The organism is Desulfuribacillus alkaliarsenatis (assembly GCF_001730225.1).
GTDB classification, from domain to species: Bacteria; Bacillota; Bacilli; order Desulfuribacillales; family Desulfuribacillaceae; genus Desulfuribacillus; species Desulfuribacillus alkaliarsenatis.
Genome location: NZ_MIJE01000011.1, coordinates 120,143 through 144,979 on the forward strand (window position 1 = coordinate 120,143; position 24,837 = coordinate 144,979).

A 24,837-nucleotide genomic window follows, 5' to 3' on the forward strand; every position below is an offset into this window, starting at 1 on the left:
CGACTAGACAATCCTAGTCGAGCATTCTGATTCGAACAGAAGGTGAGCTGCTAAATTACAGAACAAATAGTGATACTAAGCTTCTTGAATAGAAGTGATTTTTTCACAACAAAACCATATTGTATCGTTGTTTGGCAATTCGAAAATCAAGAAATTGTTGGTACTACCTATAAATGTTAAAGGTGCATTTGGTTCTGCTTGACCAGCTTCTGTATTAACTCTATAATCTTCATTTATTGTCAATAAATCTGCCCAAGCCTCACAAGGACAACCGCCAGGTCTAACTCCCATGATGTTACCCCCCCTCTAAAATATATTAAAAGGATCCTTTGTTGTAATATATGCTTTGTTGATAGAAAGCGCTTAGTATAATAGTTGATTTAATAGAAAAAGGGCGTTAGCTTCAAAGAGTGCAAGCAATAAATACATATACTATATGGGAAGTAAATTTAATAATAAGGAAGAGAAATGTTGGCAAAATGTCTAGTGGAGTGGTGGATAATGAAAAAGAAAAACCGAATTTTAGGAATCGTAGTGAAGTCTTTAACTGGAAAATCAGCATATAAAGAATATTTCCGAAATAGCAATAATCTAAATTTAGAAATAATATTATTTCGACCAAAAGACATTAATTGGAAAACCCAAAAAATAAAAGCAGAGATCTATAATATATCAAGTGGTAATTGGCAAAAAAAGAATTCCGCATTTCCAACAGTAATTTATAATCGTTACTACGCTAGTAATACTAAAGCTATTAATAGATTAGTTAAAGCAATAGGAGAAAATAAATTATACAATAGACTAACAAAATTGAATAAGCTTGAGACATATAAAGCATTACAAGGAACAAGTGTTGAAGAATATCTACCAAGCACTGCACAATATTCACAACAGGAGCTAATTAAATTACTAGAATCAGAAGGACAAATCATTCTAAAATCTACAAATGGAACCTTAGGTAATAATATATACTGGGTTCAAAAACACATGCATGATGAGTACTCCATTTACAAAGAAAATATGTATGAAAAAAAAAGCTACTCTGACGAGCTGAGCTTTATCGATAAAATATCTGAGTTAACTAGCGCAGAAGAATATATATTACAATCCTATATTCCGCTGGTTCAAATAGATGAAAGACGCGTTGATTTTCGTATCATGGTCCAAAAAAACATATCTGGAAAGTGGGAGACGACAGCTTCCTTGGCAAGGATGACCTTTAAAGATAGCTTTATAACAAACAGCATTAAGAAGGTAGACTCCATAGAAAATGTTCTAACGGAATTAGGTCTTTCTAGTGAACGTATCAAAGAGATTATAGAAAAGATTGAAAAAATATCAATTCAAGCGGCAACAGAGCTTGATAGTAGGATTGGACATTGCGCTGAATTAGGCATTGATATAGCCTTTGATCAGGTTGGACAAATATGGCTTATTGAAGCTAACGGAAGACCTTCCAAGGGTATGTTTAAAAAATTAAAAGATAAAAGTATTATTAATACGATATATAGAAAACCATTAGAATACGCTTCATTCCTTATGGCCAAGTAAATATTAGATATTATCAATTAAATGTTATCAATCTGCCAGTCTATCGGTTCGCTACCTATTGTTACTAAGAACTGATTTGCCTTAGAAAAAGGCTTGCTGCCAAAAAAACCACGATGGGCTGATAAGGGACTAGGATGAACAGATTTAATAATAAAATGTTTATTACTATCAATAAATTGCAGTTTTGATTGGGCGTTAGCACCCCACAGGATAAACACGATTGACTGTTTGCGATTGTTTAGTAACTGGATAACTTGATTGGTGAATTGCTCCCAGCCCTTACCTTTATGGGAGTTAGCTTGTCCTGCACGTACAGTTAAAGCCGTATTTAAAAGCAATACTCCTTGTTCAGCCCATTTTTTCAGATGACCGTTATTAGGTATATAACAACCTAAATCACTATGTAGTTCTTTAAAAATGTTAATTAGTGATGGCGGTGCTGGCACGCCTGGTTTGACAGAGAAGCTAAGACCGTGAGCCTGGTTTGGACCGTGATAGGGATCCTGCCCGAGGATAGCAACTTTAACATCATTATAATCTGTATAGTGAAGAGCATTAAAGATATCGTACATATCAGGATAAACAGTATACTTTTGATACTCATCTTTTAAAAACTTTCTTAAGTTAATATAATAGTCTTTTGTAAACTCTTCATTAAGTAGAGTAGCCCAATCGTTTTTCAAAATAGCCATGTAATCACCACCTTACTGTATTGTATCACATGCTTTGCTTCTAATAACAGACACACACTTGCTATATTGACATGCAATGTTTTAATGGTATCATATAATGAATGAAGAAAAAGCTATAATCCAATGGGAAAAAGAATACATGGCGTCCAACACAAAATGCCGCAAGGTTTTTGTGTTGGATTTTTTGTGTGAATAACTTACGATATAACTATATTACGGGAGGCAACGATATGGGTGGCATGATCGACTTAGCAATAAGCAATTTAATATCTCCAGTAGTTTTGTTCTTCGCAATGGGACTAGTTATTGCATTAATTAAGGCGAAGGTAGAGTTTCCGAATGCAATCGGAGATTTTATTACGATGTACCTTCTAGTAGCAATTGGACTAAAGGGCGGTGTCGCAATAGCAGAAGCAGGCATATTATCTGTATTACCAGCAATTATAGGTGCTACTGTACTGGGGATTTTTATACCAATTTATTGCTTCTATATACTTAAAGGCATGGGGAAATTTAAAGCTGACGATGCCGCTGCCTTAGCTGGACACTATGGATCAATAAGCGTTGTAACGTTCATAGCAGCAGCAACTTTTTTAACTAACCAGAATATTGAATATGAAGCTTTTATGAATGGACTTCCTGCAATCATGGAAATACCAGCGATTATAGTGGCGTTAGTACTAGCTTCTCTAGCTAAAGGCCGTAGCTTTAAAAAAGCTTCAACTGTAAATTCTGAAACAGGTGCAGACAAGCTAGATGCCCTATCAGAAAAGAAGAGCTTGCCTCAAGTAACGAAACAGGTAGTATTGAGTAAGAGTGTTATCCTTCTACTGGGCGCAATGATTGTAGGTTATATCACAGGGCCAAGCGGGATGGTACAAGTAGAGTTTTTCTATAAAGAGCTCTTTATGGGAATGCTGAGCTTGTTTATGCTAGAAATGGGTATCGTGGCTGGTAGTAAGATTCATGAGTTAAGAAAAGCGGGTGTTTTTATCGTCGGCTTTGGTATAATTATTCCATGTATCAATGCTGTTTTAGGAATTATAGTCGGAGGAATTGCTGGACTGTCAATTGGTGGTGCGACCCTACTTGGTGTATTAGCTGCTAGCTGCTCCTATATAGTGGCCCCAGCTGCAATGAGGGTGTCCCTACCTAAGGCTAATCCCGCCATGTATTTAGGCGCATCATTAGGGGTGACATTACCGTTTAACCTAATATTCGGGATTCCGATATACTATTATTTAGCTACAAATATTATGCGATTCTTTTAAAAAAGGAAGTGCCAAACATGAATTTATACGATAAAAGAAAAATAGGTATCATAGTAGAAAAAGTATACAAAGAACGGATTCTTAGGCTCATTGAAAAAGCTGGAGCAAGTGGTTATACAGTATACCAAAATATAAGTGGGATGGGTCTACACGGTTCGCGTGGTGACTTTGGCAGCTTGAGTGAACTATCTGGCAATGTAGAGATTGTTGTTGTATCTAGTTTAGAGGTAGCCGAAAAAATTCTTAAAGGATTACAGTATTTGATGGATGAAGATATTAGTATAATTGTGCATGTGATTGATGTGAAAGTCCTTAGAGACGATCATTTTGCGTAAGGAGCTAACCGATAGTCAGAGTAGCCCCATTAAGCTTTAGCCAATTCCTTCGTTCCTTATGGTCTGGCAGAATTGATTGTACTAAATACCAGAAATCCTTAGAGTGATTCAGATGCTTTAAGTGAGCTAGTTCATGCACAATGACGTAGTCAATAATAGTTATGGGAGCCATCATTAGACGCCAGTTTAAGTAGATGGCTCCTTTGCTTGTACAGCTTCCCCAGCGCTTCTTCTGCTCTTTGAAAACGACCTTGGTAGGACTTACCCCCATTTGCTTTGTATAAAAATCAAGACGTTCTACTAGTAACTGCATTCCTTGTTTTATATACCATTGCTTAAAAAGACCCCTTAAAATTTCTGAACGCTCTACTTTTGAAACTATACCTGTAGTCTCAGTAAGGATAAACTGCTGATTATTAAAATCTAAGGTGTAGAATTTTGAATAGCTAGTAGGTTTTTTTAGAGGCTTCTTTAAAGACTTGTTTAAATCTTGCACGTTAATGGAAAGTGGGAAAGCTGTTCCTAAAAACGCAAATTGCTCATTCTCTTTAAATTGCTTTGGTTCAGGGGGTGTAGGCTGTGTCGCCAATTGGTCTAATTTTTTTAAAATCCACGGAGCTTTTTTATTTAAAATCTCTTCTATTCGTTTTATAGATACATAAGAGGGTGCTTTAACGGTCACGCTTGTATCAGGTTCAATTCTAATAGAGATATTTTTAAGTTTAGGTTTTTGTATAAGTGTATATCTGATATTGGCGTTTTTGTATTTGAATATAGGCAATTTGAGTTACTCCCTTAACATCGAAATAAGTTCTAACTGTATGATAAATAGCTGTATGATAAATTTCTGTATGAAAAAAGCACATTATTATAGCACTATCTCACTATTAAAAGAAAAATTAATGATAAATTAAGGTTAGCTTAAGCTACGATTGAACCTTTTTATGGTAAAATATTTTAACAATTACTATAAGGAGGGGAATACCATGGAGCAGGTGATTAAAGCATACCATGATTCAATATTATTAGTAAGAGCATTGTTTGAAGATGTGCGCTTTAATAGAGAATTAGATATTGTAAGGATTAATCAGCATGCAAAAAACCTTATGGAAATTGTGCAAAGTAACCGCAATTTTTATACCTTGCTCCAACACTTGAAAAACTTAGACTTATATTATTATACACATCCAGTAGCGGTAGCTATTATAGCAGGCAGACTTGGCAAATGGCTTAATTTAGACGAGCATAATATATACAAACTAGTATTTGCTGGTTTGCTCCATGATATAGGTAAAGCAAAAATTCCAGATTCGATTTTAAATAAATCGACAGAATTAACTGACAGAGAGTATGAAATTGTCAAGGAACACACATCAAAGGGTTATGAGCTTTTATCTAAGCAGATAGATGACAAAGATATTCTACTTGCTATTAAGCAGCATCATGAAAGAAGTGATGGTAGTGGTTATCCAGAAGGGTTAAAAGAGCAAGAAATTCATACGAATGCTAAAATTATTGCAGTGGCTGATATTTTTGACGCTATGACTTCCAATCGAAAGCATTCAACAAGACGGCCAATGCATCAGGTAGTAAAAGAAATATATAGCGGTAGCTATGGAATATTAGACCCTATAATAACCCACGTGTTTCTGAAATCCTTAGAAGAATTTTCAATTGGTGCGAAGGTCTTGTTAAGCAATCAAGTTATCGGAGAAATTGTGTATGTTAACCCTACATCAATGAATAGGCCAGTTGTTAGGTCTGGTGGCGAATACATAGACCTTAGTAAAAAAAGTGACTTGAAAATAGTCGAGTTTTTCTAATTGTTTTGTAGAGAAGCAGTTTAATATGATTCCTTAATCTTTCTAGAAGAACTAGAAAGATTTTTTGTTTTAAAAAATGACAATAAATATCATTTTAAAATATTGTATAATTATTATGTCAGCTAAAAAGTTAAGGAGGATGACGTAGATGAAAAAACTTAAATTTAACATCATGTATCTTATATTGTTGTTCCCTTTATCTTTAGGGCTGTCCTATTTAGCTGCCCGCTCACCAATAATAGTGGAGCAAGCATATTCGAACTTTATATATAGATATATTGCTCAATTTATCAGTAATATCACTGGGATATTTCCATTTTCTGTTGCCGAACTGATTATAGTCGCGACGATTATAACGGTGCTAGTGAATTTAATATACCGTCTAAATGAAATTTTTAAACAACCGAAAGAGTGGAAAAGCATCCTATTAAAACAGCTGAAATTGGCTGCAATTACTATAAGTGTAATCTACTTTGTATTTTTAATAGTATGGGGACTCAATTATCATCGTGAGCCGATTGCTTCAATGCTAAATTTAGAAGTAACGGCATCTTCTGTGGAAGAGCTTGTGTTATTAAACAAGTATTTAATTGAACAGGCGAATGAACTGCGTGCTTTGGTAGTAGAGGACACCAGTGGCATTACGATTTCCCCTAAAGGAACACGTGATATCTTAAATAGAGCAGAGCTAGGCTTTATTGTTGCAAGTGAAATTTATCCAGAGCTTGGTGGCAGATATGGAAGACCAAAGTCAGCACTGTTTTCAACGATTTTATCCTACCAGGGTATTGGCGGAGTCTATTTTCCATTCACGGCTGAACCGAACGTAAATGTTAACAGACCGCATTTTCTAATACCGTTTACAACAATGCACGAAATTGCTCACCAACGAGGGGTAGCCAGAGAAGATGAGGCTAACTACATTGGATATATTACTTCAATAATGCATCCAGACTATGATTTTCAGTATTCAGGCACAATGATGGCTTTAAATTACTCGATGGGTGCTCTGCGAAGGTATGATATAGAAAAACATAATGAATTAAGGGCAGGGTTTAGTCCAGGTGTAGTAAGAGATTTCGCAGCCTGGTCCGAACATAGCCAAAAACATCAAGGTGTTGTAAGAGAAGCCGCTACTAGAATTAATAATGCCTATTTACAAGCTAACGCCCAAATGGATGGCGTGCATAGTTACGGTAGAATGGTAGACTTATTAATTGCGTATTATCGACAAACTGAAACAATTCAAATAATGTATTGATAAAACTTAATATAAAGGGGCAGTGCAAACGACAAAAATTGAAGTTTACACTGCCCTTTCTTTATCGGAAAATCATCCTAGAAGCATTGATTTCTTAGCAATCCAAAGCATATAAACAGCAAACAAAATAATAGAGGTTATACCATACTGACGTACTTTAGATAAGTAAATTGGTTTCTTATCAGATTTAGATAGAAAGAACTGCAGTAATTGAAAAGCTGTTATCAGCATTGCGATTGTTAAAGCACTACCAAGTATAATGTGTACAATCGTTCCTACTCCCATACAAATACTCCTCTCGAGATAGTTTTTCTGCTAGTATATCACAGTTATTATCATATCAGCTGAAGTTCTGATATAATCGTACTATCCAAAGAAAGACAGAATAGAAAGGATACTTGATATACATATGAGTAAAATTGCAGTACTAGCAGAAAAACCGTCAGTAGCGAGGGATATAGCACGGGTGTTAAATTGTAATAAAAAAGGTAATGGATATTTAGAAGGACAGCAATACATAGTCACATGGGCGCTCGGACACTTAGTAACGTTAGCTGATCCAGAGGTTTATGATGAGAAATATAAAAGTTGGCAGCTTGAGCATTTACCGATGCTGCCGTCACCGCTTAAGCTCGTCGTAATAAAGCAAACTGGTAAGCAATACAAGGCTGTTAGAGATGTTATAACGCGCAAGGATGTTAATGAAGTCGTGATTGCTACGGATGCTGGACGTGAAGGCGAATTAGTGGCCCGCTGGATTTTAGAAAAGGCAAATGTACGAAAACCTCTAAAGCGTCTTTGGATATCGTCGGTTACTGACAAAGCGATTAAAGAAGGGTTTCAAAGACTGCGTAGCGGCAAGGAGTTTGAAAATCTTTACGCATCGGCAATAGCGCGCTCCGAGGCAGACTGGCTTGTTGGTATTAACGCAACCAGGGCATTAACTACAAAATATAACGCACAGCTTTCTTGTGGTAGGGTTCAAACGCCAACGCTAGCGATGATTGTTAAGAAAGAAGAGGAAATCCGCAGCTTTATACCAAAGCCTTACTATGGAATTGTAGCTAAAACGACTGACGGCCTCAAGCTAACTTGGAATGAACAGAAGACTGGGGAAACAAGAAGCTTCAATAAAGACGCAATCGATAAAAAACTGCAGAAGCTACAGACAGCTAAAACGTCAATGGAAGTCATTGACGTTAAAAAAGCAGCGAAAAAAAGCTATGCACCGCAGCTATACGACTTAACAGAGCTACAGCGTGATGCCAATAAAATTTTTGGCTATTCGGCTAAGGAAACATTGTCGATTATGCAAAAGCTGTACGAAAACCATAAATATCTTACGTATCCGAGAACTGATTCTAGGTACATATCTATAGACATTGTAGACACTCTAAAGGAGCGGCTAAAGGCATGTGCCGTTGGTGATTATCAGAAGTTCGCAGCAAAAATCCAGCGTTCAGCAATTAAAGCGAGTAAGCATTTCGTAGATAATAGCAAGGTCTCTGACCACCACGCAATCATACCAACGGAACAGACCGTATTTCTAAATAACCTTAGCGATAAAGAGCGAAAAATTTACGATTTAGTCGTCAAGCGCTTCTTAGCAGTTCTGTTGCCAGCCTTTGAATACGAACAGACAACCATTACTGCAGCCCTTGGGGGTGAACAGTTCATCGCAAAGGGTAAAATCATTAATAAATTAGGCTGGAAAGAGGTATATGGTAGTTATAATGCAAATAGCGCTGCAAATGATTATGTTGATAACGAAGATACAGAGCAATTAGCACAGGATGTCAGCAGTGCAAAGGATCAGACGCTACCAGATGTGAAAAAGGGTGACAATCTAACCATCGATAGAATTGAACAGACCACTGGAGAGACGAAGCCGCCGTCCTATTTTACAGAGGCAACGCTTTTAAGTGCGATGGAGAATCCAGTTAAATATATGGATACCAAGGATAAAGAACTATTGAAAACCATCGGGCAGACAGGTGGATTAGGAACGGTAGCTACAAGAGCAGATATTATCGAAAAATTGTTTAATAGCTTTCTGTTAGAAAAAAGAGGCAAAGAAATACACTCAACGTCAAAGGGTAGACAGCTATTGAAGCTTGTACCAGAGGATTTGCGCTCACCAGAGTTGACGGCAGATTGGGAGCAAAAGCTCGACGCGATTGCAAAAGGCAAGCTAAAAAAGGATACATTTGTCACAGAAATGAGAAACTATGCTAAGAAGGTCGTTAACGATATAAAGGGGGACGACCAAACATTTAAACATGACAACCTATCGCGAACTAAATGTCCTGATTGTGGAAAATATATGCTTGAAGTACAAGGCAAAAAAGGAAAAATGCTCGTCTGTGAAGATCGAGAATGTGGCCATCGAAAGAGTGTATCTAAGGTGACAAATGCCCGTTGTCCAGAATGCAAAAAGAAGCTCGAGTTACGTGGACAGGGGGAGGGGCAAATCTTCGTCTGTAAATGTGGTTACAGGGAAAAAATGTCGGCCTTCCAAGAGCGAAGACAGGATAAGAATAGTAAAGTCAACAAGAAGGAAACAGCTAAGCTTATTAAACAAATAAACAAAGAAGAAGAGCCAATAAATACAGCTTTAGCTGATGCACTAGCAAAACTGAAGCTAAAATAAAGTTATAAGTAAAATATTTAAAAGTAAAATATTAAAAGTATTAAACAATGCTAGCAAGCAAATAAGATACGAAAAGGTGAAAACATGAGTCGTTTTCAAGAGATAGGAGTTAGCAAAGCTGTAGTTGAACAATTGCATGCGAATGGAATTACCGAGCCAACCCCAATTCAAGAACAGGCAGTTCCAGTATTACTTAAAGGCACAGATGTGATTGCGCAAGCGCAAACAGGTACGGGGAAAACGCTAGCCTTTATATTGCCAATTCTAGAACGAATTGATTTGAGTAATCCAGAAATCCAAGCGCTAATCGTGACGCCGACGCGGGAACTGGCACTACAGATTACCACCGAAGTGAAAAAACTAACTGCTGAGCTAGCAGGATACAAGATATTGTCGGTATATGGTGGTCAGGATGTTGAACAGCAAATGAAAAAGCTCAAGGGTGGTCAGCATATGGTAATTGCCACACCAGGTAGGCTGTTAGATCATCTGCGTAGGGAGACCATTGATTTATCGCGAGTGTCAATGCTTGTACTTGATGAAGCTGATCAAATGCTACATATGGGGTTCTTACCTGAGGTAGAAACAATTATAAAGCAAACTGCACAGAAGCGACAGACGATGTTGTTTTCTGCCACGATGCCTAAGGAAATTCGAACACTGGCAAAGCGATATATGCATGAACCTGTAGACGTGCGCGTAAAAAGCACGCAAATTACTGTTGAAGAAATTAAACAAATTGTCGTTGAAACAACGGATAGAGCGAAGCAAGCGATGTTACGTCATTTGATAGATACGTATCGACCGTTTATGGCAATCATCTTTTGCCGTACAAAACGTCGGGCCAGTACTTTAAATGAAGCGTTGCTTTCCTTTGGCTATGAATCGGACGAGTTGCATGGGGATCTTACGCAAGCGAAACGGGAAGCCGTGCTGAAGAAATTCCGCGAAGCGAAGCTACAGCTGTTAGTAGCAACTGACGTAGCTGCTAGAGGTTTAGATATTGAGGGTGTTACACATGTATTCAATTATGATATTCCCCACGATGCGGAAAGTTACATCCATCGAATTGGCCGAACTGGTCGTGCAGGTGGCGATGGATTAGCGATAACACTTGTAGCTCCTAAGGATCGAATGCACCTAGATATCATTGAAAAAGGGATACAGATGCGGATTGAAAGAAAAGAAGCAACTGTAACTGTCAATACGAGAACGAATGAGAATAATCGACGACCGCAGACAAGCGCCCGCAAGGAAGAAGATGCTGGTTATCGCCAACGACGTGAGCAGAATATAAAAAGAAATGTGGAAAGAGCGAAAAAGCATAATAAACGCAACAAACGCAAATAGTCGTATTCTAAGGTCGTAATTTCTTATATAAATAGTAAGCGAATTGCATGACGAAACCTAAAGCTAGACCTATTTTAGACCATATAAACAATGTAAGGATGCCAATTAAGTCACCCCAACCTGTCATTCCATCCCAGAAAGCTTGATACATTTGTATAAAGCCAATGGTGAGGCCAAGCATGAAGATGGTAGCAGCGATATGAAATTTATAAATGAGCATCAGGGAGACAATTATCCCTGCAAGAATAGAGAAGCCAAGAAATGCGAAAATGTTTTGTATAGTAAGGTCGTTGTTTAAAACCAACGAAACGCCGATGTATAAGAGCATAAAGCTGATAATTGCTACACCAAGGCCAATAAGCCAAGGTAATCTGTGTTTGAGTATGAGCATTTTTGTCACTCCATTCATCGATTTATAAGGTGTGTAGATAATATAAAAGCTATGAAGCTGCTATTTATAATTATAGCAGGCTTCATAGCTTTTAGCTTTAATTATTAGAAAACGTTTTTTGTGCTGCCAGAGCTGCTCCGTAAGCCCCAACAATCTGTGGTTCGCTTGGAATCGAGCAGATGGCTGATAGTTCTTCCTCAAGCAGAGTGACTAAACCTATATTTTTGGCTCCACCGCCAGCAAACACGACTGGCTCTACAAGTCCAACACGTCCAACCATTTGGGCAATCCGTCGAGCGATACTTTGATGCAGTCCACGAGATATTGCTTCTGTGGGTTTACCGCTATTGATTAATGAGATAACCTCAGACTCGGCAAAAACGGTGCAAGTACTATTGATTTGAATACTCGTTTTACTTTCTAAGGAACATTTGCCAAACTCACTGATATCTAAATCGAGAATTCCCGCCATAACTTCTAGGAATCTACCAGTACCTGCAGCGCAACGGTCATTCATTTCAAAAGAGTGCATTATTCCGTTTTTATCTAGGACTATAACCTTGCAATCCTGCCCACCAACATCTACGATCGTTCTACAATAGGGGAATAATGTTCTGGCACCTAAGGCATAAGCTTTAATTTCAGATATAACTTTTGCATTAAGAACTTCTCCTACGAGGTGTCGACCATAACCAGTAACAGCTACTCCTTGATAATTCCGACTATCTAATAGCTTTTCACATATGGCAACTGGACTACGTCCAGAGTTAACGATTACACTGTCTTTCACAAGCCCATTTTCAATAGCTACTAAATTTGTTGTTCTGGAACCTAAGTCAATCCCGATAAACATTAACTAAATTTAACTTCGCCTGTAACTTCCACGGGGCGTTTTAGTGAATCCATTACTGGGCAGTTCGCTTCAACGGCTTTAACTAATTGATCCAATTTTTCTTTTGATTCAGGGCTTTTAATGGTAGTTACATAATGAATTTTTTGAAAACCAGCAGATACACCGTCCATGCCAAACATTCCACGCAAATCAATTTCTCCATCAACCTTTACTTTCACTTCATCAAGTTGGATACCCATAACAGCGGCGAAAGCGACATACATAATTTCTTGGCAGGAACCAAGGGCGGCCATTTGAATATCTAATGGACTAGGGCCTAGGTTTGTACCACACATGTACTCTGGCTCATCAATTTTTTGTATAAATTCGCCCATTTTCGCTTCGATGAGTAAGTTCCCTTTCCATTCGCATTCTGCAGTATACACAGTAGTCGCTTCTTGAGGTTTCTTTCCAAATACACGCATCATTGTTTCTAGAGTCTTTTTTAAATCTTTAGCCATTCGAATCCTCTCCTATTCAACATTTGTTTTTTTATCTTCTAACAGTTCTAAGAAAGCTTCCACTCTTGTTTTTAATTGACCGCTGTCGTCATCGCTGTAGTCAGCCTCTACGCGTAATAAAGGAATACCAGCCGTATCTAAAGCTTGTTCCATTTTAGTACCCTCGTTGTTAAAGGTATGACAGAATTGCAGAGTATAGTGAATAACACCATCTACTTGATATTCTTCAGCCATTCGCAATACATCATCAATGCGGCCTTGATTTGGGGTAAAACATGCGCAGTTAATGCTCATATGCCTCTGACCAATAGCAGCTATCTGATCTTCAAGGCTATCACTCTGTGGCTCACTCGTGTAACTAAATAATCGCGTTCCGACACAGGATTCTTCACATACTACGACAGCGCCTGCTTTCTCGAGCATAGAGTGTAAGCGCCAATTCGGCAATGACATAGGACTTCCAGATATCAAGATACGTGGAGCACCCTTAGGAGCAACACCTACACCATCGCGAACTCTTTCTTCTAGTTCATCACAAAGCGCATTTACCTGTTGAGTAAAACGCTTAACGTCGTCTTGGAATCCAATTTGCGTAATCGTAAGTACATCAAGACCACTAATAGGAGCTGGATCTGCTTGACGCAATTTGAATAACCGCTGCAATGCCTTGAACTTGTTTTCCACTTTAGAGGTAGCATTTTTTAAGTTTTCAGCTGTAATTTTATTGCCTGTCAGATTCTCTAGCTGTAGCTTAAAGTCTAATAGTTCAGCAGTAAATACATCTTGATTACGTGAGTTCTTTCTTTGTGGAACCTCAATTACGTAGGTAGGATGATAATCCTCTAGTATTTCGAACATCTTCGTCTTTCCATCACAAGTTGTCTCACCTACGATCAAGTCGCTGGCCTCTGTATAAGGGCAAGCTTTAATATATTTGTATCCAAACGATGACTTAATCAATGGGCAAGTATTTCTTGGTAAAACTTTTTCTGCTTCTTGTACTGGAAAGCTCGATCCAGCACATAAGCCCACGTGAATCCCGTCAGCAGCCAATACCATGTCTTCAGGAATAAATACACAGTAGCTACCTACTACTTTGCCACCTTGTTTTTTATGTTCAACCATCTCTGCGATTCGGTGGCCATGCAAGTCATTTAGTACTTTGTTGAAATAGTCCATTTTTTCAGGTCGGTTTTTTTGCTTTCGATGAAGGCGTCTTTCTAAAACAGCTAATCCTCGAATAAGCTGATCATGCAGCGGAACGTCCACGCCTAAATCAGCCCATAGTTGTTCGTAATAAGCTTTATCCTGTTTACTCACCATACCCCTCCCATAAATGTCTTATATGTTTCTAGGCATAGTGTAGCACTTATTGAAATTAAAAGGACTGATTAATTTATAGGTATGACAAAACAGAAACAGAAGCAAAAAACCATGCCAGAATTTCATTGGACAGTTAGATTGAAAGAGATTTAATATGAAATAAGCTATCTGAGGTGGTGCGTGAGAATTTATACGTTTTATATTGAAGTGATATATTTTGAGGAGATATATGAAATGAAAACACTGGTACATACTTCAAAAGACAAATTTATAGTAAATGGGCTTAGTCATTCATTCCATGACCGAAAAGAAATACAAGCCGTTAAAGTTATAGATAATATTAATTTTTCTGTTAAGGAGCATGAGTTTATCGCCATTGTTGGCCCAAGTGGATGTGGTAAAAGCACGTTATTAAACATTATGTCAGGACTAATGAAGCCTAGTGAAGGTGAAGTCCAGCTTGACGGCGAGAACCTGAGCAAAATTAGTCCGAGAATTGGATATATATCGCAGTCTGACACGCTATTACCTTGGCGCACAGCAATTGCAAATGTTGAGTTGGGGCTTGAGCTGAGAAAAATCGATAAAAAAACTCGTCGCGAAAAGGCAATGGAGCTAATAAAACAAGCTAAGCTATCAGGCTTTGAAACGTCCTACCCGTTTCAACTTTCTGGAGGCATGCGAAAACGTGTAGATATTATTAAGGTGCTGGCTCTTGACCCAGAGATTATTTTTATGGATGAACCGTTTGCCGCATTGGATGTATTCACAAGAGAAATGCTCCAAAACTATATTTTATCTTTGTGGGAAAAATCTAAACGAACGATTATTTTTATAACCCATGATTTGATAGAGGCTATCACACTGGCAGACCGTGTAGTAATTTTGACAAAACGACCTGCGACGATTAAAGCAATTCATACAATTGATTTGCCGAGACCCCGTTCAGCCAATGAACTAAGGTTTAATCAACAGTTTATCGAATTACATAAACGGATATGGGACGACCTTAAGGACGAAGTAGAGCAGGTGAGAGAACTATGATTAAAAGAAGTAAAGAGTTTATTCATAGCACGAAATATCTTTTAATGCGGTTTGCAGTATTTGGTTTAATCTTAATCTCGTGGGAGCTATTAGCCAATACGGGGGTGATGAATCCATTCTACACCAGCCAGCCAAGCAGAATATTTGCCGATTTGATCCAATTTTACAACAGTGGTGACCTAGTAAAGCACACAAGCGTCACACTTAAAGAAGCTCTTTGGGGTCTAGCTATTGGCACAGTAATAGGAATCATCGCTGGCTTTATATTAGGACTTGTTGATATTTTAGGAAAAGTTTTTGAGCCTATTATTACGGCACTATATGGAATACCGAAGCTGGCTCTTGCACCAATATTTGTACTTTGGTTTGGACTTGGTATTGAATCAAAAATTATTATGGCTAGTTTGTTGGTTTTCTTTCTTGTATTTTTCAGTACATATGCCGGTATTAAGAGTGTCGATCGCAATTTACTTACGTCCGTAAAGCTAATGGGGGCTAGTCGTTTCCAATTGATAATTAAAGTTATTTTACCCTCTTGTGTACCTTGGATTTTAGCTGGTGTCAGAGGAGGTCTTGGGGCATCACTAATTGGAGCAATAGTAGGTGAATACATGGGAGCCAGTGCAGGGCTAGGCTGGATGATATCATATGCTACCTCCTTCTTCCAGGTTGACCGTGTAATGGCCTGCATATTTATTCTGTTTTTCATTGGGATAATCTTTAATATGTTGTTGAAAAACATTGAAAAAGTGCTTTTAAAATGGCGTCCACCTATTGATTATGGGGGAAGCGGAAGCATTTAAGCAATGTTTTATATAAAAAATAAAGGGGATGAAAAGTTTGAAAAAAATCAGTTTTTTATTAGTGGCAGTGGTATTGTTAGTATCGTTATTGGCCGCGTGTGGTGGCAATAATACAAGTGCTCCAGCAACTCCAAGCACACCAGCGGCTACTGAAGGAACAGAAAATCAAGAAAATGTAGGGGCAGTAGAAAAGGAAGAATTGACAAAAGTTGTTGTAGCGGAACTGAGAAGTGAGTTTTGGTTGCCTGTATATGTAGCTGAAGCTTTAGGTTACTTTAAGGAAGAAGGACTAGAGATTGAATTTGTAACTACTAAAGATGGTCCAGTGGCGTTTCAAGCTATGCACGCAGGGAGTTCACATTTTACAATGTTAAGTACAGAGCCTGTATTTAGAGCACAGGATATGGGACTAGAGTCTACCATTATTATGTCTACACTTACAAATAAACCGTATATGTTTGTTGGTGCGCCTGAGATCACGGATGTAACACAGCTGAAAGGAAAAACCATATTTGCAGGAATGCCAGGCTCAGCTCCACATTCCTTTGCAATTGCTATTCTTGAAAAATATGGCTTAACAGAATCAGATGTAACTTGGGCACAGATGGAATACGGAGCGTCCTTAGGAGCTTTGGAAAATGGACATATCGAAGCAAGTTATATTAGTGCGATTGCGAAAAACGAAGTAGCTGCTATTGGTGCAAATATTTTAGTAGATGTATCTGACCCAGCACAGCATTATGAAATTTACGGTACTGAAAGATATGAATCATCGATTGTAACAGGAACGAAAGAATTTGTTGCATCGAATCCTGAAACAGTGCAAGCGTTTGCAAATGCAGCAGTAAGAGCAATGATTTGGATTGATAATAATAATGATGAGGACGTGGCAGAAATGGCATCGAAGCTGTTTACTGCAGGAATTGCCGCTGATAGAATAAGCTATATTAGACCGTCGTTGTCAACAGACGGATTTATTACAGAAGAAGGGCACGAAACGATAGTACAGTTTTGTTTAGATGAAGGAATCATCAATCGTGAAATACCATACGAAGAAGTTTATAATATGTCTTTTATCCAAAATGCGTACAATCAATTTAACAAGTAATAACAACCAGAATATTAAACTAGTAATATAGCAATCAATAGTGAAAGTAGGATAGATATGCGTAGAAGTAAACGAGTCGTATTTCTAGCACACTGTATATTAAACGGCAATTCCAAGGTGATGGGGCTAACGTTATATGGGGGAGCAATGAAGTCAGTGGTAAATGAGCACCTGAATAAAGGTACAGGTATGATTCAACTGCCATGCCCAGAGACGACATTCATAGGTCTGCGTAGATGGGGCATGTCCAAAAATCAATACGACACAGCTAATTATAGAAGGCATTGTAGGAATCTATTAATTCCGTATGTTGAACAAATGAAAGAATACCAAAGTGATGGGTATATACTAGAAGGGATAATAGGAATTGATGGGAGCCCGAGCTGTGGAGTAAATTACGTAAGTATGGGATATAAAGGCGGGATGATTGACGAAGCAGACAAGCAAGCGTCTATGCTATCTGAGCAGGCTGGGCAAGGAATTTACATTGAGGAGTTAAAAAAGCTGCTCAATGAATACAAAATTCAAGTCGAGTTTTTAGCAGTTGATGAAAAGGCGCAAGTAGAATAGGACGAAGTAACATAAAAGAATAATATTTTAAGGCATGAGGTTGGAATACTAATACCTCATGCCTTTTCATGCTCTTGTGATTATAAAAATAGGGGATTTTAATGTTTTCTGCTATAATCATTGATAACAGTCTTTGAAATTATGTTGCTATTTGGATTATTGTTTACTTTGGAAAGGAAGGACTTTTTCTATGAGCGCAAAACACAAACAGGAGCAAAACATACTATGGCATACGTTAGATATCGATAAGATAAAAGAACAGCTCGAAACAGATCCAGCTAAAGGACTTACTAAGGCAGAAGCTAGTGAACGATTGCAAAAATATGGGGCGAATGAGCTTCCTAGCAAAGCTAAGAAATCGGTATGGATTAAGTTTTTTAAACACTTTCATGATGTACTGATATACATATTATTGGTAGCGGCTGTCGTGACGGCGCTAATGGGGCACTACATAGATACGGCAGTCATCTTCGCTGTTGCATTTATAAACGCGTGTATAGGCTTCTTTCAAGAAAACAAAGCAGAACAGGCATTAGAGGGGATTAAGAAAATGCTGTCCCTGCATGCGAATGTGTTGAGGGATGGGGAACGTATCGAAATCGATTCCCAGGATGTTGTGCCTGGAGATATTGTATTTTTACGAGCAGGTAATAAAATTCCTGCAGACATTAGGTTAATTAAAGCAGATAAGCTAAAAATTGAAGAGTCTGCACTGACGGGAGAATCGACTTCAGTAGAAAAGCAGACGAATGTAGTCGATGAGGATGCGGTCATTGGTGATCGCAGCAATATGGCATTCTCGGGAACATCTATAGCTTCGGGTACTGGACAGGGAATTGTTATCGCTACGGGCAGAGATACAGAGCTAGGAAAGATTAGCAAGTCGATGGCTGAAGTAGAACAGCTACAAACGCCGTTGTTAAGACAGATTACACAATTTGGCAAGCAGGTTGCAATGACAATTCTTGTGATTGCAGCGCTTATGTATGGGTTTGGCTATCTTGTAAGAGATTATGGGCCAGTAGAATTAATGCTTTATGTAATTGGACTTGCTGTCGCGGCCATACCTGAAGGATTACCAGCAATTGTTTCAATTATCCTAGCGATTGGTGTACAAAACATGGCAAACCGCAAAGCAATTGTGCGGAACCTACCATCAGTAGAGACGTTAGGCGCTGTAACGGTTATCTGCTCGGACAAGACAGGCACACTGACAAAAAATGAAATGACCGTAACCTCAGTTATAACAGTAGAGCAGCATTACGAGGTTACAGGAACGGGTTACGCCCCAGAAGGTAAAATTACTATGGATAATAAAGAGGTCAGCATGGGTGAAGAGCCTGACCTTAACGAGCTACTACGAATCGTTAAAACCTGTAATGACGCCAGTCTTCGTAAGGATGAAGATGGTCACTGGAAGATTAACGGTGAACCGACGGAAGGATGTCTGATTACTCTAGCAGAAAAAGCCGACAAGGAAATAGAACGTTTTGAGAGCATATCGAAAATACCCTTTGACTCAGAACATAAATATATGGCTGTACTCGTAGAAAATGACGGGCAAAAATACATATATGTAAAAGGGGCACCTGATCGTTTGTTTAGTATGGCAGAGTCGGGAAATTCTGGAGACTCAAAGTTTGACCGCAATCAATGGGAGCAGCATGTAAAAGAACTAGCTGAACATGGACTACGTGTCATAGGTGCTGGATATAAAAAGGTTTCGTCTGATGTAGAAGAGATACACCATGAAGATATAGAAACTGGTGTTGAGATGGTTGGATTGGCGGGTATTATCGATCCACCGCGCGAAGAAGCAATATCGGCTATACGTGAATGTAAAGGCGCAGGAATTACTGTCAAAATGATTACCGGTGACCACAAGGATACAGCCGTTGCCATCGGTAAAATGATGGGTATTGGTGATGGTGAGCTTGCTTTAGAAGGAAAAGATATTAATAATATGACTGATGAAGAGCTTGAGCATGTTGTTGAAAAATACGATGTATTTGCCAGGACTAGCCCGGAGCATAAGCTGCGCTTAGTTAAAGCACTGCAAAAGCTTGGGCATGTATGCGCGATGACAGGTGATGGAGTTAACGATGCTCCAGCATTGAAGCGAGCAGATATTGGTGTTGCCATGGGAATTAAAGGCACTGAGGTATCAAAGGACGCAGCTGAGATGGTGCTAGTTGATGATAATTTCGAGACAATAGTCAACGCCGTGGAAGAAGGTAGACGTGTCTACAACAACTTGAAGAAGACAATTCTATTTATTCTGCCGACCAATGGGGCGCAAGCGTTTCTGATTATGGCGAGTATTTTATTTGGACTAGCAATGCCGATTACTCCCGTTCAAATTCTTTGGGTGAACATGGTTATCGCCATTACCCTTTCATTGGCATTAGCCTTTGAACGCTTGGAGGATTGTGCGATGGAACTACCTCCGCGGCCAATGAAAACACCACTACTAAGTGGATACTATATTTTCCGAATTATTTTTGTTTCAATCTTAATTGGTGGTGGAACACTTGCCTTTAGTATGGAGTTAATCAATAGAGGATATGATCAAGCGGTAGTGCAAACAATCACGCTCCACACGATTGTAATACTGCAGTTGTTCCATTTGTTTAATTGTCGTAGTGAACATAGCTTTGCCTTTAATAAACGCTTCTTTTCCAATAAGGCAGCATTTATTGTATCGGGCATATTGCTAGTATTACAGGCAGGAATCCTGTACCTGCCGTTTATGAATACGCTATTTGGAACAACTCCATTGGGTTGGGAATATTGGCTGATACCAATGGTGTTGGGAGCTGCTGTATTTACAATCATTGAAGTTGAGAAGTGGATTACCCGCATAATTATTAAAAGTAGAAATAAAGATGAGGTAATTTGTTAAACAGGAGAAATTAAAAAGTATTGAAATAAAAGGCGGCGACTAATATAAATAATCCTACACCAATAGCCATTTCCCAAACCCCTTTGTACTTATGGTCGGGATACCTTTCTAGAACGTTTAATATAAGTGCATCGGTAAAGTGCTCTATTTCAGGAAAATCGTAGGTGTGAGTAATTATTACGTCCTTATCTGCATCAGAAAGAGCTTGATTTTTTACAGTTATTTTAGCTTTGCAATCATTAATATTATAGACATCGTTGTTAAAGTTATCGACCTCACGCTTAAAGGGTACGTCTAAGTCTATTAGAATTTGCTCGACAAGCTCTAGGGCGGAGGCCTCTTCGATATTGTATATTGTATATCTTCGCGAAGTAAGCTCCCTTTTTAGTGCATAAATTAGAACAGTAGCAAAAACGATAAGTACTAATATAACTCGACCACGATTAGGGACATCCTCCCATACATTATTAAAGTCAATAAAAACTGGCACAGCAGACAATCCGATAATAATTATAGCTAAAAAACGAGGGTGTGAATACACGCCTTTTTGATGGAACTTATCGATACCAGCTATAAATATAAACACAGCAAGCAAAAGGCCTATTAAGTAGTATGTAGCAGGTAAATCGGGCATTATGCACCTCCGAAGCTTAAATTGGAATGTTCAACAACTCTACTAGAATATGGTAGCATAGTTTTCTGGATTTTAATAGGGTAGCCTGTATGTTGCCAATATATGTTATGAAACGTTTTCCTAACAATAAACGTCTTTATGGTGAGTGAAAAGCAAGATACTTAAATTATCATATAGGGAGATGTTTTCTATGAAAGCAAATAATAGAGTAAGGAATAAAGCAAAGAATAAAGCAAAGACAGTCGCGTTAGCCGTTACGGCAAGTTTAGTTGTAGTAGCTGCAACACCAGTAGCTCCAGCTTTTGCAATGACAGGCTCTGAAGGATTAGATAGAAGTGTTCAATACCAAGTAGAGTCAGCTAAGCCAGGAGGTGCAGGACAAGATGCAGTAATTCTGCCAGCGCCTATTATTGACCAGCAAGTAGATATCAAACGTGAGCTAATTGAGAATGGCTATGATCGACCTGTCTCGGATCGCCCTGCGCCAGATCGCCCAGTTACTAGTTTTGATGACGGCAACATTGGTTCTAACACCATTAACCAGATTCAAGACTATATCAAAGAAAATATAGACTACGAAATATTTGCTAGTCTGCACATCGATTGGGACTTACATGCGAAAGGTGCTATTGTTCTAGCTTTTACAGAAGAACTAACGAAGGCCCAGCAAGCGGACATTTTAAACTTAGTTGATGACCCTGATTTAGTTAAGTTTCGTGTAGTAGAATATAGTGAAAAAACCTTAAGAAGCAAACAATATGAAATTGATCAACAATGGGCAGCACTAGAAGCAGATGGTATTAAAGTGCGTACAACAGGCGTAAGTGTATATACAAATAAGGTAGAAGTTGCTATTGAACCATATAATGAGCAAACTAATGCCAAGGTTTATGAAATGTTTGGTAGTGATATGGTGGAAGTAGTAGAAGGATTTGAAATACAGATTCTTGGAGCAGAGGAACCTACAATTGATGCAGATGTAGCAATTACAGCAGAGGCTGGAAATGATACGCTAAGAACAGTATCGGCAGAGGACGAAAAAGCAAAAGAAGGGTTTTTCCGGAGGATTATAAGCTTCTTTAAAAACTTATTTAGCAGTAAATAATAAGTTGAATGTAAAAATGGGTGCGTGTTAATTACTTTTCTAGTAGTTAACTACACACCCATTTTGCTTAAGTATTATATATTGTTATCACTTATTGTTCGGGTTGAAATCTCTGGTGAAAATAGTTTCATGCTCTAATAAACTGTCGATTGTGTCAAAACCTAAGCGCTGCAATAGCTCAATTACATAAGGGTTATCAACAGGTGTAAGGAATTGCGCATCATTACCATAATTATTAACGTTCTTAGTGCTAACTTCCTTATCTAGGATTGACTTAGGACCACCAACACAGCCGCCGACACAGCCCATTCCCTCGATGAAATTGGCCTTGATGTTACCGTTTATTAAATCGTTTAATAATTCCTTACATTCTTTCACACCATTAGCTTGCTGTGCTACTAGAGGAATTTTCCTGTTTGGCCGTAGACGATCAAGTGTCCTTTGTACAGCTTCACTGACGCCACCAGTGCGGGCATATATTCTCCCTGCCATAGATGAATGGTCTTTCAAATCCTCTTCTAGCTTTAATGGGTCAACCTCCACAGCATCAAAGATTTCCTGCATTTCCTGGAAGGTTAGTACGTAATCGACTGCATCACGTACATCTGGCTCCTTAGCTTCAGCTTTTTTTGCTAGACAAGGGCCGATAAAGACAGTCTTAGCCTCTGGGTACAGCTTCTTAATGGAACGACCACAAGCTACCATTGGTGATACAGAAGGCGGCATATGGGGGACTAGCTGTCCGTGTATTCTACGAATCATTGCTATCCACATAGGACAGCAGCAGCTAGTAAGCATGAAATCCCTGTCATCTTTTATGTAGCGGTCAAACTCTAATGCTTCTTTAAGAGTTAAGATATCGGCAAACAGTGCAACTTCAATCATGCCAGCAAAACCGAGCTTTTTAAAAGCACTTCTTAATTTACCAGGGGTCATTTCTTCACTAAATTGACTAATGAAAGCAGGGGCAATCATAGCATATACAGGGGCGTCTGAATTATGTACTAGCTCAAAAACAGGTAAAATTTCTTTTTTATCTTTAAGCTTGCTACTTTTACATGACTCAATGCAATCTGGACAGCCCGTACAGCATTCTTCATGAATTACTACGTTTCCTTTTTCATCCCTTGACATGGAATCGAAAAAGCATACTTTATCACAATTTTCTCTTTTCTCATCAGGGCACAGACACTCTGCTAGCCTTAAAGCTGGTGGGTTTTTATCTGGATCAAACAAACAGTCTAGATGTCGACGACCTAAATCGGAAAGTCGATCGTTACCACGAATTTCATTTGACACAAATTACGCCTCCAATCTATTATCTTTTTAGTCTTGATAGGGCTTCGTAACGCGACCGCAATACTTTTTCATGACTTTGCTCGTCTTTTACAAGCTGCTCAAAAAATTTCTTTAATAATGGATCTTCTGCCTTATCAGCAAGCTCCTGGTAATGCTTTTGAGCATTAACTTCATCTTCTATCGCTAGCTGTATTCCATCTAAAATATCCTTCATCATATCTCCTCCATTTTATTTAATTTTTCCCACAATAAATGTAACGTCGTCAGTAATTTTAGTAGTAGGAGAAAAGCTTATAAAGTCCTTAGACAAAATCTGTACAATATCTTTAGGATGTCTATGAGTATTCGCAAGAAACAGTTTTTTCATTCGTTCCTCATAGTACTCGCCTGACGTCATCTGTTCAGGCATTCCATCTGTGCTAATTAGAAATGTCGTGTCATTTTTAAGAGGAACACTGTACTCGGGGTAGTTCATAATTTCTTTCGGAAGAGCTCCTGAAATTGGTAGCCCACCAGTTTCTAATTCAACTAGTGTACCGTCTTGGCAGGCCATTAAAGGCGGGTTTTGATAGCCAGCACTACAATAAACAAACTCCTCGTTTTTTATATCGAAAATTCCTAGGAATACACATATAAAATAGTCTTCGGGGTATTGCTCTTTTAGATACTCAATTATAAAGTCATTGACGATTTCCTTAGGAGATAAAAACTGTCCCTCACTGTGCTTGTGTTCAAAGTATTGATTAATAGTCTCTTTAGCAAACAATGATATCATTGCGCTATCTAAACCGTGTCCAGACACATCACACAATAGCACAACATATTGTTCGAAAAAGTCATTTAGCATCCCATTATCTACTTGAAAGACATTGTAGAAATCCCCGCCTAATACTTCTGCAGGCTGATAATAGGCAGCAAAAGCGATATCATCAGTTTCGGGTAAGTTTTTAGGTAATGAGCGTTGATATATTTTTGAGGCTTTTTTCATTTCAATTTTATATTTTTGTTGTAAATCTAGGTGAGATTGGCGATTTTCATTTCCATAAAAGTAAATCAATCCATCCTTATGAAAGAGCTGACCTGATAGAGGTATGTTAATACCATCAATATTTCGAAAGAAAAATGTCTCTGTTGTTGCTGGGATAGCGTTTATATTACTTATATGGTTAGTAATGCGGGCCTGATCATTAATGGTTATTATGTCAGTAAAAGCTGTTCCCAGGATATCTTCACTTGGGACTCCTAAATATTGCTCCATAGTTTGGTTAATAAAAACAATTTGGCCGTTTGATTGGCATACTAAATAATGGTCATTTGTTTGCTGTGCAATAGTTTTATATATATTAAATAGTTGTTCATTATTGGACATTAA

25 protein-coding genes are annotated in these 24,837 nt (G+C 38.3%); 13 read left to right on the top strand and 12 right to left on the bottom strand.

Annotated features, from left to right (window positions below; all coding sequences use genetic code 11):
• Window positions 1–75: 75 nt before the first annotated feature.
• Window positions 76–291: a hypothetical protein gene (locus BHF68_RS06335; protein WP_069642798.1), complete on the bottom strand. Its 216-nt coding sequence runs from the start codon at window positions 289–291 to the stop codon at window positions 76–78.
• A gap of 210 nt (window positions 292–501) precedes the next feature.
• On the opposite strand from BHF68_RS06335, the gene BHF68_RS06340 reads away from it, so the two are divergent.
• Window positions 502–1,551, top strand: a complete 1,050-nt coding sequence (locus BHF68_RS06340) for a YheC/YheD family protein (RefSeq protein WP_069642799.1) — start codon at window positions 502–504, stop codon at window positions 1,549–1,551.
• A gap of 17 nt (window positions 1,552–1,568) precedes the next feature.
• On the opposite strand, the gene BHF68_RS06345 is transcribed toward BHF68_RS06340, so the two are convergent.
• Complete coding sequence (locus BHF68_RS06345) at window positions 1,569–2,243, bottom strand: uracil-DNA glycosylase (RefSeq protein WP_069642800.1); 675 nt, start codon at window positions 2,241–2,243, stop codon at window positions 1,569–1,571.
• Between the two features lie 230 nt (window positions 2,244–2,473).
• On the opposite strand from BHF68_RS06345, the gene BHF68_RS06350 reads away from it, so the two are divergent.
• Both BHF68_RS06350 and BHF68_RS06355 read left to right on the top strand, forming a co-directional pair.
• The gene (locus BHF68_RS06350; protein ID WP_084019252.1) at window positions 2,474–3,514 is read left to right on the top strand and encodes a sodium-dependent bicarbonate transport family permease; all 1,041 of its coding nucleotides are present in this window, start codon (window positions 2,474–2,476) and stop codon (window positions 3,512–3,514) included.
• Window positions 3,515–3,531: 17 nt separating this feature from the next.
• Window positions 3,532–3,849 carry a P-II family nitrogen regulator gene (locus BHF68_RS06355; RefSeq protein WP_069642801.1) on the top strand — a complete coding sequence of 106 codons (318 nt, stop codon included), beginning with the start codon at window positions 3,532–3,534 and terminating at the stop codon, window positions 3,847–3,849.
• A 4-nt stretch (window positions 3,850–3,853) separates the two neighbouring features.
• On the opposite strand, the gene BHF68_RS06360 is transcribed toward BHF68_RS06355, so the two are convergent.
• Window positions 3,854–4,630, bottom strand: coding sequence for a M48 family metallopeptidase (locus BHF68_RS06360; protein ID WP_069642802.1), 777 nt, complete (start codon window positions 4,628–4,630; stop codon window positions 3,854–3,856).
• Between the two features lie 205 nt (window positions 4,631–4,835).
• On the opposite strand from BHF68_RS06360, the gene BHF68_RS06365 reads away from it, so the two are divergent.
• Complete coding sequence (locus BHF68_RS06365; protein WP_069642803.1) at window positions 4,836–5,672, top strand: HD-GYP domain-containing protein; 837 nt, start codon at window positions 4,836–4,838, stop codon at window positions 5,670–5,672.
• A gap of 148 nt (window positions 5,673–5,820) precedes the next feature.
• The gene (locus tag BHF68_RS06370) at window positions 5,821–6,933 is read left to right on the top strand and encodes a DUF3810 domain-containing protein (RefSeq protein ID WP_069642804.1); all 1,113 of its coding nucleotides are present in this window, start codon (window positions 5,821–5,823) and stop codon (window positions 6,931–6,933) included.
• A gap of 72 nt (window positions 6,934–7,005) precedes the next feature.
• On the opposite strand, the gene BHF68_RS06375 is transcribed toward BHF68_RS06370, so the two are convergent.
• Window positions 7,006–7,218: a hypothetical protein gene (locus tag BHF68_RS06375; protein ID WP_069642805.1), complete on the bottom strand. Its 213-nt coding sequence runs from the start codon at window positions 7,216–7,218 to the stop codon at window positions 7,006–7,008.
• A gap of 124 nt (window positions 7,219–7,342) precedes the next feature.
• On the opposite strand from BHF68_RS06375, the gene BHF68_RS06380 reads away from it, so the two are divergent.
• Together BHF68_RS06380 and BHF68_RS06385 are read left to right on the top strand one after the other, a co-directional pair.
• Window positions 7,343–9,583: a DNA topoisomerase III gene (locus BHF68_RS06380; protein ID WP_069642806.1), complete on the top strand. Its 2,241-nt coding sequence runs from the start codon at window positions 7,343–7,345 to the stop codon at window positions 9,581–9,583.
• 84 nt (window positions 9,584–9,667) lie between these two features.
• On the top strand, window positions 9,668–10,933 hold the full coding sequence (locus BHF68_RS06385; protein WP_069642807.1) for a DEAD/DEAH box helicase: 1,266 nt from the start codon (window positions 9,668–9,670) through the stop codon (window positions 10,931–10,933).
• Between the two features lie 7 nt (window positions 10,934–10,940).
• On the opposite strand, the gene BHF68_RS06390 is transcribed toward BHF68_RS06385, so the two are convergent.
• From BHF68_RS06390 to BHF68_RS06405, 4 genes are all read right to left on the bottom strand, one after another.
• Entirely contained in the window at window positions 10,941–11,324 is a 384-nt protein-coding gene (locus BHF68_RS06390) for a hypothetical protein (protein WP_069642808.1), read from the bottom strand.
• Between the two features lie 97 nt (window positions 11,325–11,421).
• On the bottom strand, window positions 11,422–12,177 hold the full coding sequence (locus BHF68_RS06395) for an acyl-CoA dehydratase activase (RefSeq protein WP_069642809.1): 756 nt from the start codon (window positions 12,175–12,177) through the stop codon (window positions 11,422–11,424).
• A complete protein-coding gene (locus BHF68_RS06400) occupies window positions 12,177–12,677 on the bottom strand; it encodes an OsmC family protein (RefSeq protein WP_069642810.1) in 501 nt (166 codons plus the stop codon). Before BHF68_RS06400 ends, BHF68_RS06395 begins: the two co-directional genes overlap by 1 nt.
• A 12-nt stretch (window positions 12,678–12,689) precedes the next feature.
• On the bottom strand, window positions 12,690–13,997 hold the full coding sequence (locus tag BHF68_RS06405) for a double-cubane-cluster-containing anaerobic reductase (RefSeq protein ID WP_218070328.1): 1,308 nt from the start codon (window positions 13,995–13,997) through the stop codon (window positions 12,690–12,692).
• Window positions 13,998–14,234: 237 nt separating this feature from the next.
• Here BHF68_RS06405 and BHF68_RS06410 point away from each other — a divergent pair, with 237 nt between their 5' ends.
• The 5 genes from BHF68_RS06410 to BHF68_RS06430 all read left to right on the top strand — a co-directional run bounded on the left by BHF68_RS06410 (window position 14,235) and on the right by BHF68_RS06430 (window position 20,427).
• Entirely contained in the window at window positions 14,235–15,044 is an 810-nt protein-coding gene (locus tag BHF68_RS06410) for an ABC transporter ATP-binding protein (protein WP_069642812.1), read from the top strand.
• On the top strand, window positions 15,041–15,847 hold the full coding sequence (locus BHF68_RS06415; protein ID WP_069642813.1) for an ABC transporter permease: 807 nt from the start codon (window positions 15,041–15,043) through the stop codon (window positions 15,845–15,847). Before BHF68_RS06410 ends, BHF68_RS06415 begins: the two co-directional genes overlap by 4 nt.
• 37 nt (window positions 15,848–15,884) lie before the next feature.
• Window positions 15,885–16,955, top strand: coding sequence for an ABC transporter substrate-binding protein (locus tag BHF68_RS06420; RefSeq protein ID WP_069642814.1), 1,071 nt, complete (start codon window positions 15,885–15,887; stop codon window positions 16,953–16,955).
• Between the two features lie 57 nt (window positions 16,956–17,012).
• A complete protein-coding gene (locus BHF68_RS06425; protein WP_069642815.1) occupies window positions 17,013–17,525 on the top strand; it encodes a CD3072 family TudS-related putative desulfidase in 513 nt (170 codons plus the stop codon).
• Between the two features lie 190 nt (window positions 17,526–17,715).
• Window positions 17,716–20,427 (top strand): cation-transporting P-type ATPase, encoded by a 2,712-nt coding sequence (locus tag BHF68_RS06430; RefSeq protein ID WP_069642816.1) that lies wholly within the window; start codon window positions 17,716–17,718, stop codon window positions 20,425–20,427.
• 10 nt (window positions 20,428–20,437) lie between these two features.
• Here BHF68_RS06430 and BHF68_RS06435 read toward each other — a convergent pair whose 3' ends face one another.
• Window positions 20,438–21,061, bottom strand: coding sequence for a hypothetical protein (locus tag BHF68_RS06435; protein WP_069642817.1), 624 nt, complete (start codon window positions 21,059–21,061; stop codon window positions 20,438–20,440).
• A 190-nt stretch (window positions 21,062–21,251) separates the two neighbouring features.
• On the opposite strand from BHF68_RS06435, the gene BHF68_RS06440 reads away from it, so the two are divergent.
• Window positions 21,252–22,166: a hypothetical protein gene (locus tag BHF68_RS06440; protein ID WP_069642818.1), complete on the top strand. Its 915-nt coding sequence runs from the start codon at window positions 21,252–21,254 to the stop codon at window positions 22,164–22,166.
• 87 nt (window positions 22,167–22,253) lie between these two features.
• Here the strand turns inward: BHF68_RS06440 and BHF68_RS06445 are convergent, their stop codons facing one another.
• From BHF68_RS06445 to BHF68_RS06455, 3 genes are read right to left on the bottom strand one after another with little or no spacing between them, the layout of a single operon-like run.
• A complete protein-coding gene (locus tag BHF68_RS06445) occupies window positions 22,254–23,465 on the bottom strand; it encodes a [Fe-Fe] hydrogenase large subunit C-terminal domain-containing protein (RefSeq protein WP_069642819.1) in 1,212 nt (403 codons plus the stop codon).
• Window positions 23,466–23,484: 19 nt separating this feature from the next.
• Window positions 23,485–23,679 carry a ferritin family protein gene (locus tag BHF68_RS06450; protein ID WP_069642820.1) on the bottom strand — a complete coding sequence of 65 codons (195 nt, stop codon included), beginning with the start codon at window positions 23,677–23,679 and terminating at the stop codon, window positions 23,485–23,487.
• 15 nt (window positions 23,680–23,694) lie between these two features.
• Window positions 23,695–24,834: a SpoIIE family protein phosphatase gene (locus tag BHF68_RS06455; RefSeq protein WP_069642821.1), complete on the bottom strand. Its 1,140-nt coding sequence runs from the start codon at window positions 24,832–24,834 to the stop codon at window positions 23,695–23,697.
• Window positions 24,835–24,837: the final 3 nt, after the last annotated feature.